This is a genomic window from Labrenzia sp. THAF82, from assembly GCF_009363435.1.
GTDB lineage: Bacteria > Pseudomonadota > Alphaproteobacteria > Rhizobiales > Stappiaceae > Roseibium > Roseibium porphyridii.
In genome coordinates this window covers 1450151-1466249 of sequence record NZ_CP045354.1, presented here as the reverse complement: position 1 = coordinate 1466249, position 16099 = coordinate 1450151, and the positions used below count along the sequence as shown (strand labels likewise).

The window sequence follows — 16099 nt, the reverse complement described above, 5'->3', positions numbered from 1 at the left end:
CTAACCCGACTTACCAGCTCGTCCTGACCAGGGTCCGTTCATGTCGATCAAAGCAAGCATTTATCACCTTACGCACTACCGCTATGACCGTCCGGTCACGTTGAGCCCCCAGATCATTCGCCTAAGGCCTGCTCCTCACAGCCGCACCAGGGTACTTTCACATTCATTGAAAGTTGCCCCTGCCGATCATTTCGTCAATCATCAGCAAGATCCCTACGGCAACTGGCTTGCCCGTTTCGTGTTTCCCGAACCCGTTCGTGAATTCAAGATCGAAGTGGATCTGGTCGCGGACATGACCGTCTACAATCCGTTTGATTTCTTCGTTGAAGAACGTGCGGAAGAATGGCCATTCGACTACCCGGAAGAACTCCGCGAAGATCTCCTGATCTATACGCGCGCCGATCCAGCAGGTCCGCGTCTAACGGACTTTCTCGCTTCCATACCGAGAGAAACAGAACGCACGGTCGATTTTGTCGTCGGGCTGAACGCACGGGTTTCAAAGGAAATCGGATATGTCATCCGAATGGAACCGGGCGTGCAGACACCTGAAGAGACCTTCAATAAGGGTACCGGCTCTTGCCGGGACTCCAGTTGGCTTCTGGTTCAAACCTTGCGCCACCTTGGCTTCGCCGCGCGCTTTGTCTCAGGATATCTTATCCAGCTGAAGCCGGACCTTGAAGCGCTCGACGGGCCATCGGGAACGGACCATGATTTCACCGACCTTCACGCCTGGACAGAGGTCTACCTCCCCGGTGCCGGCTGGATCGGACTGGACCCGACATCCGGGCTCCTGACAGGGGAAAGCCACATCCCGCTCGCTGCAACGCCGCACTACACGAATGCCGCACCAATCGTCGGCATGGCTAGCGATGCGAATGTCGACTTTGCCTTTGATATGAAGATCGCACGGGTTGCCGAACATCCGCGCATTACAAAACCCTTTTCAGACGAAGCCTGGAACGCCCTCAACACTCTGGGAGAAGATGTCGATCGTATCCTCAAACAGGAGGACGTTCGCCTTACAATGGGCGGCGAACCTACATTTGTCTCAATCGACGATTTTGAATCCGACGAATGGAACACGGACGCGGTCGGTCCGGCCAAACGCGACCGGGCTGACGTTCTGATCCGCCGCCTGCGGGAACGTTTCGCACCGGGCGGGTTCCTGCATTACGGCCAGGGCAAATGGTATCCGGGAGAAACGCTCCCCAGATGGACGTTTTCGTTGTTCTGGCGACGCGACGAGAAGCCGATCTGGAATGATCCGGATCTGATCGCCGATGAGGGTCAGGAAACCGGTGCCGATGCCGAAAAGGCGCAAGCCCTGCTCAATGGCATGGCAGAAAATCTTGGTCTCGAAACCGACTATGTGGTTCCGGCATTTGAGGATCCTGCTGTGTGGCTCGTCAAGGAGGCGGGCCTTCCAGTGAATGTCACGCCGGACAATTCGGAACTGGAAGACGCAGAGGCGCGCCATCGCATCGCACGCGTGTTTGACCGAGGCCTGGCAACGCCGTCCGGTTACGTTCTTCCCGTACAACGCTGGCAATCGAAAGCGGCAGGTAAGGGGTGGCGCTCAGAACGCTGGAACCTCAGGCGCGACGCCCTGTTCCTGGTTCCGGGTGACAGTCCGGTCGGGTATCGAATTCCACTTGAATCCTTGCCTCATGTTCCCCCAGCTCAATATCCCTACACAAACATCATGGACCCGACATTGCCACGGGAGCCCTTGCCCGACTTTCCTGTCGGAAAGCAGGGTGACAGGCCTCAGGGAGTTGCACATTTCACCGCAGGTGGCGCACAGCAGGACCGGCGCGAGCAGCAACTGACAAATGACGAGTTGGGCGAGGCCGCCGTGCGGACGGCACTGTCGGTAGAGCCGCGCGACGGTAGGCTCTGCGTCTTCATGCCACCGGTCGAACGTCTTGAGGACTACCTGGAACTTGTCTCGGCGGCGGAAACCGCCGCTACCGATATGAATTTGCCAGTTCACATCGAGGGCTACCCCCCTCCAACCGACCCCCGCATGAATGTCATCCGCGTTGCCCCCGACCCAGGCGTCGTGGAAGTGAATATTCATCCGGCGACGAGCTGGAAGGACTGCGTCGCCATAACTGAAGGCGTCTATGAGGACGCGCGCCAGTCCCGCCTTGGCGCTGAAAAGTTCATGATCGACGGTAAGCATACCGGCACCGGAGGCGGCAATCACGTTGTTGTCGGGGGCGCAACGCCTTTGGACAGCCCTTTCCTGAGGCGGCCGGACCTGTTGCGCAGCCTGATCCTGCACTGGCAAAGACGGCCGAGCCTGTCTTATTTGTTTTCCGGCCTTTTCATCGGCCCGACTTCGCAGGCACCACGGGTCGACGAAGCTCGTCACGACGGCTTGTATGAACTGGAAGTGGCCCTGTCACAGATCCACCGCCCGGACGAGGGCGCTGCACCTTTCCCATGGCTGGTCGACAGATTGCTGCGAAACCTTCTTGTCGACGTCACCGGCAACACGCACAGAGCCGAAATTTGCATCGACAAGCTCTATTCACCGGACGGCCCGACCGGACGTCTTGGACTGGTGGAATTTCGAGGCTTCGAAATGCCGCCCGACTCGCGCATGAGCCTTGCACAACAGCTGCTTCTGCGTGCGCTGATTGCCCGTCTCTGGCAGCACCCATTGTCAGGCAATTTGACCCGCTGGGGAACAGCTCTGCATGATCGCTTCATGCTGCCGCACTATGTCTGGACTGACTTCCTTGAAGTCCTGAAGGACTTGGAACACCATGGTTTTTCGATGCGGCCCGAATGGTTCGAGGCGCAAGCCGAATTCCGCTTTCCCTTCTGCGGTGAAATCGAGGTTGAAGGTGTGCATCTTGAGTTGCGCCAAGCCTTGGAACCCTGGCACGTGCTTGGCGAAACTGGAGCGATTGGCGGAACTGTCAGATACACGGACAGTTCAACCGAACGCCTGCAAGTCAAGCTGACGACCAGTGACCCGGACCGTTACACCGTGACGTGCAATCGCCGAATGATGCCATTGCAGAAAACGGAAACGAATGGCGTTTCCGTCGCCGGCGTTCGGTATAAGGCCTGGCAGCCTGCCATGGCTCTGCATCCCGTGCATCCGGTTGATGCTCCGCTGACATTCGACATATTCGACACGTGGAGCGGACGCGCTCTGGGGGGCTGTGTTTATCACGTCGCGCACCCTGGCGGGCGCAACTACGAGACGTTCCCGGTCAATGGCAACGAGGCCGAGGCAAGGCGGCTCGCCCGCTTCGAGGCCCATGGTCATTCACCTGGTCTATATATGCCAACAGCAGAGCACCCACATCCGGAGTTTCCTTTGACCCTAGACCTGCGCAGGCCTCAAAATGTATAAGGACGATCCGCGTTCATCGAAAAGTGCTTGAATACGGATAGGGTTATGTCAGCGGGCCGAACAACGGCTTCGGCTCGGGAACACGCAGATGAGTCTTGACGAAAACGCAGAGACTGGAGCGCCTGGATATGCCTTGTTGAAGGCATACCGGCCCTTTCCGGGCGTTTCCGATGAGCTTCTGGATCCTCAAGGAAGAGTCCGTCCGGTCTGGCGCCCCTTCCTGAACCACCTGTCTTCGCTCACGTCAGAAGAGATCAGTGACCGCTTTGCCAGGGGCAACCAGTATCTGAACGATGCGGGGGTTTATTTCCGTCAATACGGTCAGGAAGGTGCAAATGAGCGCGAATGGCCGCTCAGTCATATTCCCGTTGTCATAAGCGAAGACGATTGGCAGGTGATTGCCGAAGGTCTCGTTCAGCGGGCGGAACTCCTGGAACAGGTGGTTGCAGATCTCTATGGCGACAACAGGCTTGTCAGCGAAGGATATCTGCCCGCCAATCTGATCGCCAAAAGCCCGGAATGGCAGCGCCCGCTTGTTGGCATAAAACCGAACTCGGGACAGTTCCTGCATTTCCTTTCCTTTGAAATCGGCCGTGGTCCGGACGGCACCTGGTGGGTGCTTTCCGATCGAGCGCAGGCACCCTCAGGCGCCGGGTTCGCGCTGGAAAATCGTGTCGCAACAGGCCGCGTATTCAATGAGTTTTTTGCCAAGGCCAACGTTCATCGACTGGCTGGTTTCTTCCGACGGTTCAGAGACCATCTTGTGGATTTGCGCGATGAAAGTGACAGTCGGGTATCGATCCTCACGCCGGGCCCATTGAACGACACGTATTTCGAGCATGCCTATATTGCCCGATACTTAGGCTTCATGCTGTTGGAAGGCGAAGATCTCACGGTCGAAAACGAACGCCTGATGGTAAGAACCGTTGCAGGCCTCAGACCGGTCAGCGTTCTTTGGCGCAGACTGGATGCGGCCTGGTCCGATCCGATGGAACTGAACGAGAACTCTCACATCGGAACACCGGGTCTGGTGGAAGCAGTCCGTCGCGGCTCCGTCACAATGGTCAATGCGCTCGGCACTGGCATTTTGGAAACCAGGGCCTTGCTCGCCTTTCTGCCGCGTATCAGCGAGCACCTTCTGGGTGAAACCCTGAAACTTCCAAACGTTGCGACTTGGTGGTGTGGAGAAGCGACGACACGCTCTTATGTGAAAGAGCACGCCGAGAGCATGATGTTCAGCCCCGCACTTTCAACGGCTCTGCCCTTCGCTTCTGCGCAGACTGACTTTATCGGCAAGGACTTCCGCAAGTTCCACAAGGGCGTGCTTGATACCTGGATCGACAACAAACGCGACGCTTTGATCGCCCAGGAAGCCGTCACGCTTTCCACGACCCCTGCCTATTTCGAAGAGCAACTCGTGCCAAGGCCGATGAGCCTTCGCGTTTTTCTGGCAAGAACAGAAAAAGGCTGGGAAGTCATGTCCGGAGGCTTTGCCCGGATCGGCCGTACCGAAGATGCAAGCGCGATTGCAATGCAAGCGGGCGGATCGGCGGCGGATGTCTGGATTGTTGGTGGCAAGAGACCTGCAAAAGACACTTTACTTCACCAGACTGAGTCCCCTTATTTCAAATCTCAACCAGGGGCGTTGCCGTCACGGGCAGCTGATAACCTGTTCTGGCTGGGCCGCTATGTGGAGCGGGCTGAAGGCGCTGTCCGGCTGCTGCGTGCCTATCATGCAAGACTGATGGAAACGGCTGATCCCGATGCGCCGCTGGTTTCCCAGACGGCGGACTATCTGGAAAAGATAGGCGTTACACCTGAAGACCCGGTACCCGACGCGCTGATTGCGATGCTTCAATCAGCCGTTTCAAGTGCGGGCAAGGTCCGCGACCGCTTCTCGGTCGATGGATGGCTCGCCTTGAACGATCTGGCCCAAACCGCGAACGGTGCCAAACGCGCGATGCGCCAAAACAGCGACATCCCACGCGCCATGGGTTTGCTGCTGCGAAAGATCACGGGCTTTTCCGGCCTCGTCCATGAAAACATGTACCGGTTCACCGGTTGGAGGTTCCTGAGCATAGGCCGGGCACTAGAACGAGCCCACAGGATGACGGACCTCTTGTCCGTGTTCACCGAGCCTGATGCTCCGGAAGGTTCGTTGGAACTGCTTCTGGAGGTCGGTGACAGCGCAATGTCGATGAGCCGCCGTTACGCGGTGTCGCTCAGCAAGGCAACCGTTCTGGATCTTTTGGCGATGGACGGGAAGAACCCCAGAGCGGTGCTTTATCAGCTGACAGACATAAAAGATCATATTGACGACCTGCCAGGTGAAACGGAGCATGGGCATCTGTCTGACCTTGCCCGCTCGGTGCTGCAAATTCACACCAGCCTTGCCATAGCGTCGCCCGAAACGCTTAATCCGGCAGCCCTTAGCGAGCTGCGTGACCAGATTGCCTATCTCTCCGTGGAACTGACTGATGCCTATATTCGCTAGCGCCGGGGCGTTGCACACAACTCCTTCCAAGTGAGGTCAAACGTGCTCTACGACGTCGCCCTGGAAATCACCTATGACTACGCCAGTCCGGCAAATTCGGGTCGCCATGCGCTGCGTTTGATGCCCGCGACGATCACTGGCGAACAAAGACTGATATCCGGTCAGATTCAATTGGCTCCGGGGCCCTCCGAGCGTCACGACCGCACAGACTTTTACGGCAACGCGGTGACCGATGTGGCCTACCGCAAGACCCATAGCGAATTGACATTCAAGCTCAAAGCGCGGATCGACCGCACCGCCTTTACCGAGGAACTTGATATCTCACCACCGCTCAACAATCTCGGCAAGGAACTGGCGGTGATACAGTCCCTCCAGCCAGAAGCTCCTGTGCACTTCACGTCGGCCTCTCCGAGGTTGCCGCTGGATCCGGTCTTTGCTGTTTATGCCGAAGAGCATGTGAACCCGAATATGAGCGCATGTGCTGCGGTTGAAGCCATTGGCAAAGCATTGCACAAGGATATGCACTTCGACGCGGACGCAACCACGGTGGACACGCCGGCCCTTGAAGCCTTCGAGCGTCGGCATGGCGTTTGTCAGGACTATTCGCATATCATGATCGCCTGCCTCAGGAGCATCGGCATTCCGGCAGGATATGTCAGTGGCTTCTTAAGAACGATCCCGCCAGAAGGCCAACCTCGCCTGGAAGGTGCTGATGCGATGCACGCCTGGGTACGGGCGTGGTGCGGGATTGAGGTCGGCTGGATCGAATACGACCCCACCAATGCAACGCGCGTGGGTCAGGACCACATTGTCGTCGCCAGGGGACGTGACTATGGAGATGCAGCACCGGTCAAGGGTGTGTTGCGCACTGCAGGGTCGCAAACGACCGATCACAAGGTGGATGTCATCCCGCGCTGAGGCTTCGAAACATGAAGCTGGAGTAAACAACATCGCGATAATCGAAAGATATCCCCCAAAGAGCGCCTGACACCTGTTCCAATGTGATCGGTTTTGATAAAATCTGATCAGCGACCATTGGGCCGGGAGCTGCATGATGCGTGCATTTATCTGTGCAATTGCCTTTCTCGTTTTATCTTTCGGCAACGTGCAGGCCGACTACGACCAGTCGAAAGACTGGTTTAATTCGCTCAGTCGAAACGAGCGTATTCGCCTGCAGTTCCTGTTGGTCTTTACCGGTGATTATGTGGCCATTGTCGACGGAGCCTTCGGGCCGAAGACTTATGGTGCGCTTATGGAATTTCAACGAAATCGGGAATTTCGGCGAGATGGGGTCCTGGACACCGAGGAGTTACAAATCCTGCATAGGGACGGACTTGATCTGGTCAAACGTGTCGGCTTCAGAACCCGGAACGATCCAACAGCCGGCATCACGCTCGGCATCCCCGCCAGCTTGTTCGACCCACCCAAGAAATCCGAGCGCGGACACCTCTGGCGCGCTTTTGACGGAAGCATCGAACTGGAGACGCTGCGCGTTGACGGTCAACGATCCGAATATGAAGCTCTCTATCGTCACCTGACCTCGACAGAAGATGGCCGGACGATCGAAAACAAGCAGTTCCGCAATGATTTTTTTGTTGTGTCGGGCACACAAAACGGCCGTGACTTCTATCTGCGCATGATGAGAACCGGTGCGGACAGCCGCGGCTTCTCGCTCTTCTGGCAACCCAAACATGCAGTGTTCATGGATCGGGTTGCCATTGCAATGTCCAACAGCCTGACGTTCTTCGACCGCTCGGCGACGGGCCGGATGGACGCGGTGACATCGGCCCCTGCTCTGGACAACGCGCCGGACAGCGAAAACCGGTTGGGAGAACTCTCCGCTGGAAGCACTGCATCGACATCGGACGAAACCGGTTCATCAACCGGTTCCGGCTTTTTCATCACACCAGATGGGCACGTGGGAACAAATGCTCATGTCGTCGGCAACTGCGACAATCTCGAAGTCGCAGGATATGGCTCGGCGGCCTTGGTTGCTTCCGACACGACCAACGACCTTGCGATCATTCAGCTCGACAGCAAAAAGGCTGATCACTTTGCTCAGTTCCGTGCCAAGCAACCCATTGTGCGCGGCGAGGAAGTGTTTGTCCTGGGCTACCCGTTTGCACAGATCCTGGACAACAATCTGAATTTCACCTACGGGATCGTCTCGGCACTTGCCGGTGTGAGCGGTGACATTCGGCACTTCATGGTGTCTGCGCCCGTACAGCCAGGCAATTCCGGTGGACCGGTTCTCGATCGGACAGGTGCCGTCATCGGCACGGTGCTCTCACGCCTCGACAAATTGAAAACCCTCAAGGTCGCCGGTGACCTTCCGGAGAACGTCAATTTCGCCATTCGCGGCCGCTTGATGGCTGAATTCATGGAAAGCCTTGGCCTTACGCCTTCCTACAACACCGTAACCAGCATTAAGACCCCTACCACGATAGACCAGGAAGCTGCCCGCTATACGGTTCAGGTTCTGTGCAGGAACTGAAGCTGCGGCGACGCTGCTTGCATCCATCGTCAAGCAATCTCACCAACGTCGTAGCGGCTGCTCAAGTTAGCGAACAGCCTGGTCCTTGTTGTCGAAGAAGTGCATCCGGCTTTCGTCGAAACGAAGGCCTACACGTGATCCTTCTTCCACCTGATCGCTTCCACTGATCCGCACCAGTACGGTTTCAAGTCCGTCGAGCGCCACATAGAGGAAGGTGTCGGCACCAAGATATTCGGCAACTTCGACCGTGCCTGTGCAATGTCCTTCGTCCGTCGCAACAATACTCATATGTTCCGGGCGAATGCCAAGCTTGACAGGTCTTTGAGGGTTGTCCTGGTGGGGGTAGTGCCCGCCTCCGTGACCTTGAAGCGAGAACTGATCTCCCTCGACCGAACATGGCAGCACATTCATTTTGGGAGAGCCGATAAACTGGGCCACAAACAGATTGTCCGGGCGCTCATAAAGCTCGCGCGGTGAGCCCACCTGTTCGATCCGTCCCGCTTGCAGGACAACGATCTTGTCCGCCAGCGTCATGGCTTCGACCTGATCGTGCGTCACATAGATCATCGTGGTTCCGAGGCTCTTGTGAAGCCTTGCAACCTCGAAACGCATTTCGACCCGAAGCGCCGCATCAAGGTTGGACAGCGGTTCATCGAAAAGGAACGCGCTCGGTTCACGGACGATCGCCCGGCCAATGGCAACACGCTGTCGTTGACCGCCGGAAAGCGCCTTTGGCCGGCGATCGAGGTATTCGTCAAGCTTGAGCACATCTGCCGCCGCATTGACCTTCTTTTCGATTTCGTCCTTTGGCAGGCCTGCGGTTTTCAGACCGAAACCGACATTTTCACGCACGGACATATGCGGATAGAGCGCATAGGACTGGAACACCATGGACAGGCCTCGGCCGGACGGTGGCAGAGCAGTGACGTCCTTGCCGTCAATTTCGATCTCGCCCCGGCTGGTTTCCTCCAGTCCGGAGATCAACCGCAGCAATGTCGATTTACCGCAGCCTGACGGACCGACAAAAATCACGAATTCGCCCTCCTGGATATCCAAATCGATACCCTTGATGACCTGAAGACTGCCGAACCACTTTTCGACCTTGTTGAGCTGGATCGCTCCCATGACATTAAACCCCGCTCGTTAAGCTGCCTGTTCTTGGTGTGAGGGCGACGCCCAGGTTAGCCAGATGGCTGCCGTCCATGAGAAGGTGCCTCCTCCGGCTCCGGCACCGTTTTCCGGGCTGAAATACTCGGCAAAACCGCCTGTTGCGATCAGATCGGCGGTGTCCTGACGCAACCTGTTGGCGCGCTCATTGTCACCTGCTTCCGCAAACCCTCTTGCGATCATATAGTTGATCATGGCCCAGACCGGACCGCGCCAATAGCGCAGCGGCTCATAGTTCCTGTGATCAGGATCGTAGGATGGCATCAGATATCGGACTTTCGAGGCAATGCGATCGAAATGGCCCTGCAACGATGTCAGCGTCGTCTGATCCGCAAGGCCCGCATATGGTGCCAGGAAGGATGCGCTTGAAATACCGTCGGTCTGCCGTCCGGTTCTTTCGTTGAGAGCCACATGAGCTTTCAACTCATCGTTCCAGAGTGTTTTGGCACCAGCCTCCATCTTGCGGATCCAGCCACGAACTTCTTCGGCCTCAGCATCCAAACCGAGCCTTTCCGCCAGGATCAGAAGATCTCTGTTCGCGCGCAGGAAAATGAAGGTCACTCCGGGATCAGCCACAAAGAATGGACAGGTTTCGGCAACCTTCTGCGGATCCCAACCCACATTCCGGCAGGCAGCCATAATGCTCAAATAGCGATCATAGTCTTCCTTGTGCGGACGCATTGCCGGATCCACATGGGAGGTGTCCTTGCGCTCGTAAGGACCAATGTCCTTGACCTCGACCGCGCGCAGAGCCTCGTCCCAATCCGGCAGATTGTCGCGGCCTGACTCCCAGGGATGAATGACAGCGAGAACGCCGAGGTCCTTGGGGTCCCGATAAGCAAGATACCAGCGATGCCAGTTCATCAGTTGCGGCATGAGCTTTGCCGCCCGCTCAAGTGCCTTGCCCGAACCGTCTGCATCGACCAGATCTTTGATCACCGTCGCGGCGACCGGTGGCTGAGAGTGCCCGGAACTCGGGATTGGCCCGCCATCGGTTCCCCAGACAGATGGTCCGGGGAAGTAGCTCGGATCGTCCTTTCGGAACAGGATGTGCGGCACCATACCGTCACGCCATTGACCTTCGAACAGCATCTCGATTTCGCGCCATGCGCGGCCTTGATCGAAAGTGGCAAAGCCCAGCGCAACAAAGACGGAGTCCCAGTTCCATTGATAGGGGTAAAGCCCCTTGGTCGGGATTGTATAACCGCCCTGATCATTCTCAATCAGGATAGTCCGGGCGGTTTTGTCTAGATCTGCGTTTGACACAGGTAACTCCTATGGGCCTCTCACGAGCCCTTTTGAATTTCCACTAACCCTTCACACTGCCGGCCGTGAGGCCCTGCACAAGGAAGCGTTCGAACCAGAGGAAGATAAACAGAACCGGCACGGTCGCGATCACGGCACCCGCCATCAGGTGTTGGCGTGGGACCTCCGACGAGTTCAGAGAGACCACCCCACGAGACAGGGTGAAGATGTCCGGATCATCCAGGAACATGAATGCAAAGAGGAATTCATTCCAGGCAATCATGAAGACATAAAGCGAAACGGACGCCAGCGCCGGCAGTGACAGTGGCAGTGTGATTTTCAGGATCACACCAATCCGCGAAAGGCCATCCATGAGACCGGCCTCTTCCAGCTCGGACGGGAGCCCGCGGAAGTAGCCTTGCAGCATATAAAGTGCGACCGGGATGGTTGTTGCCGGATAGACGATCAGAAGACCGGTCAACGTATTGCGAAGGCCGAGCTGCGAAAAGACTGCATAGAGCGGGATCACGAGAACGATCGCCGGGACCATGTAGATGAGCAGCACGGATCGCGCGAGAAACGCCTGTCCCGGGAACCGGAGCCTTGAGACCGCATAGGCGCCAGGCACTGAAAAGGCGAGCGTCAAAACCACTGTCGCAATCGACACGAAAGTCGAGACCAACAGATAACGGCCAAAGTTGAACTGGGTGAACAGCTCCACATAGGAGCGGAACAGACCATAGAGCCCCTGCGAAAAGTCGATGGACAGATCAAGCGGATTGGCGAGCAGGGTCTGCTGGCTTTTCAGCGACGTCATCACCATCACATAAAACGGCAGGGCAACAACGATCGTGAACAGAACGAAGCCAATACCCTTGGCGATGCGAATATAGACAACCTCACGCTCGTAGCGGGTCATCGCACCAAGAGATGCACCAGAGAGCGACAGATGGTTGGCGCCGGTGACACCTGCGATGAAGGCGATCAGCGCAAGCCCTTGCCACACCGGTTCCTTGTTGAGCGGAAGCCCGAAGGGTGCTGCAAAGGTTGCGGCCATCAACACTATGAAGAGAACCGCGGCGGACAGCGCCCAGGCCGGAAGACCACTTGCTGCTGATGACTGCCGCCACACAAAGACGAGTGAACTCAACAAACCCGCAATCGCAGCAGCGGTTGCCTGCGGCAGAGCCACCTCGCCGGTGATCAGCGTCAGTGTCACACCGATCACCACCATTGCGGTCACGCCCCAGATCAGGCCTGTAATGGCCGTGAGCAAAACACTTCCCGGTCTCATAGGCCTTCCTCCTTCGGTGAGAAGCGGATGAACAAGGTGGCAAAAGTCACAAGCACCACAAAGACGACCACCGCGACGGCAGCACCAGCCCCGAGATTGGAGAGTGCAAAACCCTGTTCATAGACATCGACAGTCAATGTCCGCGTACCTGCGTTGCCGCCGGTCAGCAGGAAAATGTCGTCGAACTTGTTGAACGTCCAAATGAAACGCAGCAGGAACAGGACAGACAGGATGCCCATCAGTTGCGGCAGTGACAGGTACCAGAATTGCTGCAGCGGTGTAGCGCCGTCCATTTCGGCCGCTTCATACATGTCCGTATTGATCGACTGCATGCGCGCAAGAATGAATAGGAACGACAGCGGAAAATATCGCCAGGCCTCAAATGCGATCACGGTCGTCAGAGCCAGTGGGAACTCCATCTGGATGCCGAAAATCGAATATTCGATCGCGCGCTGCCCGAAGAAATTGATCGGGTCGGATACCACCCCCATCTTCGTTAGGAGCGCGTTGACAGTGCCTGAGAATGGGTCGAACAAGACAACCCATGTAAAGGCAACTGCTATCACCGGTGAAACATAGGGGAACAGAAACAGACCGCGCATGAAACCGCGCCCGACAAAGACGGTGTTAAGCAGCTGCGCAGCGAAGAGACCGAGCACAAGTGCACCGCCGGTGCCGAAAATTGTGTAGTAGAAAGTCACTCGCAGAACCGACCAGAATTCATCGGCACTGAAGATCCTCTGGAAGTTTTCGAACGTGAAGTCGAAATTGGTGAGCACGTTGTTGGCATCACCGGACACCTCGGGTTCGCTCGCGCGCTCCGGGCGGTTGGCAGACAGGAAGGCCTCTGTGACGGTTCCCTCGAGGCGGAGCCGTTCACTCCAGCCTGGTTCAACCGTGCCAATGGTACAAGTCAGCGCACGCCCATCAAGCGCACAAGCGTCTGGCACAACAGCAACATTAAACCCGTCCGGCACCTGATCCTTCACAACAACGTTCCGGATTTCCTCGGTCCGGGACGAGTTCCGGAGCCTGTATTCCAACGTTGCTTCGTCACCGTCTGCCGCGGGACGGCCACGCACACGTTCGTTGACGAGGACAGTCGGCGGCCTCAGATCGGCCAGCTGGACAGGCTTCACACTTATCCAGAAATTGGCCAGAAGAGGACCGGCGACAATCATCAGGATGATGGCGAATGTCGGTGCCAACATCAGATAGGCCAGCCACATTTCGCGGCGCTGCATGGGTCCGATCCCTTTGGGGGGACCTGAAGAAACAGACTGTTGGTCAGTTGCGCTCATCGTTCCAGCTCAGCTTTCGGCTATGCGTACGCCCCGAAGGACGTCGGCGTCCGGGCAGATCTCCTCCGGCCCTCCCGCACGCAGTCGCACGGGAGGTGGGAGGAGGACCGGGCAATCCAGGACTGTACTGTCCGGTCCTATGCGGTTGTCGATGGGGGCCCCGCCACCTGATGTGGCGGGTGTTCAGTTACTGGACTTTCGCCAGTTCTTCATTGAGTTTGGCAACCGTTGCGGCCGCATCGCGCTCATCGTCGATATATTCACGCACCAGACGGTTGATCACCTGGCTGTTGATGATCTTGGAAGCAAGCGACAGCTGACCTTCCGTGACACCCCAACGGCTGGCCGTGTCCAGACCCGAGACGATTGTTTTGATTGTTTCCGCGTCATAAAGGTCGGTCAGGGGTGCCTTGCGATCGACACCAACCGGCAGTTTGGACCAGCCATCGACAAACGCCGTTGCATTGTCCTTGTTGCCACGGCGAACCGGGAACTTTCCTTCCGGCGCGATCGACAGTGTCGACATGTAGCCATCATCCATGGAGAACTCGATGAACTGCATCGCAGCTTCCGTGTCCGCATCGTTGGTGATGCCGAAATAGCGAACATCGCCCCAAGCTGCACCATCCGGGTTGGACGGACCGCTCAATGTGGTCACGATACCGGTCTTGGATGCCAGCTCACTGGACGTCGGATCGTCGGTGATGGTTGGCGGTGCACTGTCACGCAGACCGGCCAGTTCATCCAGGATGAACGGAGACCAGATGATCATCGCTGCTTTGCCGGCAAAATAAAGTTCGCGCGACTGTTTCCAGAACAAATCGCCTGGAGGAGAGGCCTTTGCGATCGCCTTGTAGAAATCCAGCGCCTCAATGGTCTTCTTCTCATCAAGCGGCTTGAAGCCTTCGTTGTTCACCGGATTGACGCCGTTTGCCAGAAGCACATGCTCCAGCACCTGGCTCATGAAGTTTTCGTCAATCTTGGTCGCAGCAACAAACGCGAACATTTCCGGCGGATTGTGCAGCTTTTCAACGGCAGCCAGAATGTTCTCGTAGCTATCGGGAGCCGCAAGGCCATTCGCATCGAAGAGGTCCTTGCGGTAGACCACCATCTGGGTCCAGCCATCAACCGGAACCGATGCGATCCCGCCATCGACGGCTGCCATGGAAACAGCGCCAGGTGCGAAGGTATCCTTACCGAGGGTTTCAACCACTTCGGTAGCAGCTTCCGTGTCCAGAATGCCGGCTTCCGCCCAGGGAAGAGCATATTGCAGCGTGTGATAGATCACGTCCGGCAAGTCGCCTGCGGCAAAGGCAGCCGTTGCCCGGGTACCCAGTTCTGATTCCGAAACCGGAATGACATCGACTTCAATGCCTGTTTTTTCCTTGAATGCAGCCGCCAGTTCTTCCTGTTTGGCCAGTCTTTCCGGCTGCTCTTCCGTCGTCCAGAAACGCAAAGTGTCAGCCTGGGCCGTTGTCAACCCGAGTGCAAGTACACCCGCGATGGTCGAGGCCAGGAATTTAGTCCTCCCAAACATTCTCATTCTCCCTTGTTGCCAGAATGTGGCTGGTCTTTCAGCCGTTCCCGGAGCGCTGTCGCCAACGCTGCCGGTGTCTTCGCCGGCGCGCCATCCGAGGCGCGGCGGATCAGGTCTGCCTTGGACAGCTCCTGCAAACTTGTCGGTGACTTTCCATCCAGAATGTCGGTCAGCATGCGCGCGACCCGGCCACCCGCTTCCTGCGCACTCTGGGAAAAGGTCGTGAGCGGCGGATCGAGATATTCCCCGACGGGCAATCCATCATAGCCGATGACCGTGACGTCCGCCCCGGCTTTCAATCCAATCTTTCGACAGTACTGAACAGCACCAATGGCCAGAGCGTCGGTCGCACACAGCAAGGCTGTCGGCGGTTGATCCAGCGACAACAGTTCTTCTGCACCGAGGATCCCGCCTTTTTCGCTCACGGTCTGAATGGTTTCGAGAGCAGGGTCGTGTTTCACACCCAGGTCTCGCAGCCCCTGGCGATACCCTTCTCTGCGCTGACGCGCGAAATTCAGCTCCAATGTGCCGCCGACCAGTCCGATCCGCTCATGCCCGAGGCTGTAAATATGACGAACGCCCTCGGCGAACGCCGCCTCGTTGTCGATGTCGTACCAGGCATAACCGGACGGATTTGCCGTGCGCCCGTGGGCAACGAACGGAAAATTGCGCTCCTGCAGATAGGCAATACGCGGGTCGTTGACTTCGGTTCGCGTGACGATGAAACCATCCACCTTGCGGCGTGCGATCAACCGCTCGAGCGACTCGATCATGTGCTCGCGTGAATGTGCGGTGGTCACAAGAAGGTCCAGATCCAACTCATCCAATGCGCGGGCGATACCGTCGATGAATTCAGACAGGAATGGATCAGCACCGTTGCCATGCCCGACCGGGATGATAATCCCGAGGGTATCCTGACGACCGCGTTTCAGGTTTCTTGCGGTTGCCGACGGTTGATAGCCAAGGTCCTTGACCGCCTTCAAAATGCGCTTGCGGGTCTCGTCGGATATGTCTGTGTAGTTGTTGAGGACGCGCGAAACAGTTCCCTTGGCGACGCCGACATGGCGTGCCACATCATCAATCGTGACGGAACCGCGTAACCGCGACATGCTTCCTCCCACTGGACATTTGGAATGTCCTGATTGTTTTTGGCGCAAATCGAAGATCTGGCTTCAACTCCGCCTTTCTTAACAA

The 16099-nt window shown here is 57.1% G+C and carries 10 protein-coding genes; 4 read left to right on the top strand and 6 right to left on the bottom strand.

Features of this window, described 5'->3' with window-relative positions; translation table 11 throughout:
- Positions 1–40: 40 nt before the first annotated feature.
- The 4 genes from FIV00_RS07030 to FIV00_RS07015 all read left to right on the top strand — a co-directional run bounded on the left by FIV00_RS07030 (position 41) and on the right by FIV00_RS07015 (position 8361).
- Positions 41–3373, top strand: coding sequence for a DUF2126 domain-containing protein (locus tag FIV00_RS07030; RefSeq protein WP_152500080.1), 3333 nt, complete (start codon positions 41–43; stop codon positions 3371–3373).
- A gap of 88 nt (positions 3374–3461) precedes the next feature.
- Positions 3462–5867 carry a circularly permuted type 2 ATP-grasp protein gene (locus tag FIV00_RS07025; RefSeq protein ID WP_152500079.1) on the top strand — a complete coding sequence of 802 codons (2406 nt, stop codon included), beginning with the start codon at positions 3462–3464 and terminating at the stop codon, positions 5865–5867.
- Positions 5868–5909: 42 nt separating this feature from the next.
- On the top strand, positions 5910–6785 hold the full coding sequence (locus tag FIV00_RS07020; RefSeq protein WP_152500078.1) for a transglutaminase family protein: 876 nt from the start codon (positions 5910–5912) through the stop codon (positions 6783–6785).
- Between the two features lie 133 nt (positions 6786–6918).
- On the top strand, positions 6919–8361 hold the full coding sequence (locus FIV00_RS07015) for a serine protease (protein WP_152500077.1): 1443 nt from the start codon (positions 6919–6921) through the stop codon (positions 8359–8361).
- A gap of 66 nt (positions 8362–8427) precedes the next feature.
- Here the strand turns inward: FIV00_RS07015 and FIV00_RS07010 are convergent, their stop codons facing one another.
- The 6 genes from FIV00_RS07010 to FIV00_RS06985 form a co-directional block, all read right to left on the bottom strand.
- On the bottom strand, positions 8428–9486 hold the full coding sequence (locus FIV00_RS07010) for an ABC transporter ATP-binding protein (protein WP_152500076.1): 1059 nt from the start codon (positions 9484–9486) through the stop codon (positions 8428–8430).
- A gap of 18 nt (positions 9487–9504) precedes the next feature.
- Complete coding sequence (locus FIV00_RS07005) at positions 9505–10794, bottom strand: hypothetical protein (protein WP_152500075.1); 1290 nt, start codon at positions 10792–10794, stop codon at positions 9505–9507.
- Between the two features lie 43 nt (positions 10795–10837).
- Positions 10838–12067, bottom strand: a complete 1230-nt coding sequence (locus FIV00_RS07000; RefSeq protein WP_152500074.1) for a carbohydrate ABC transporter permease — start codon at positions 12065–12067, stop codon at positions 10838–10840.
- Positions 12064–13368 carry a sugar ABC transporter permease gene (locus FIV00_RS06995; protein WP_152500073.1) on the bottom strand — a complete coding sequence of 435 codons (1305 nt, stop codon included), beginning with the start codon at positions 13366–13368 and terminating at the stop codon, positions 12064–12066. Before FIV00_RS06995 ends, FIV00_RS07000 begins: the two co-directional genes overlap by 4 nt.
- Positions 13369–13555: 187 nt before the next feature.
- The gene (locus FIV00_RS06990; RefSeq protein ID WP_152500072.1) at positions 13556–14905 is read right to left on the bottom strand and encodes an ABC transporter substrate-binding protein; all 1350 of its coding nucleotides are present in this window, start codon (positions 14903–14905) and stop codon (positions 13556–13558) included.
- Between the two features lie 2 nt (positions 14906–14907).
- Positions 14908–16014 carry a LacI family DNA-binding transcriptional regulator gene (locus tag FIV00_RS06985; protein ID WP_152500071.1) on the bottom strand — a complete coding sequence of 369 codons (1107 nt, stop codon included), beginning with the start codon at positions 16012–16014 and terminating at the stop codon, positions 14908–14910.
- Between the last annotated feature and the right edge of the window lie 85 nt (positions 16015–16099).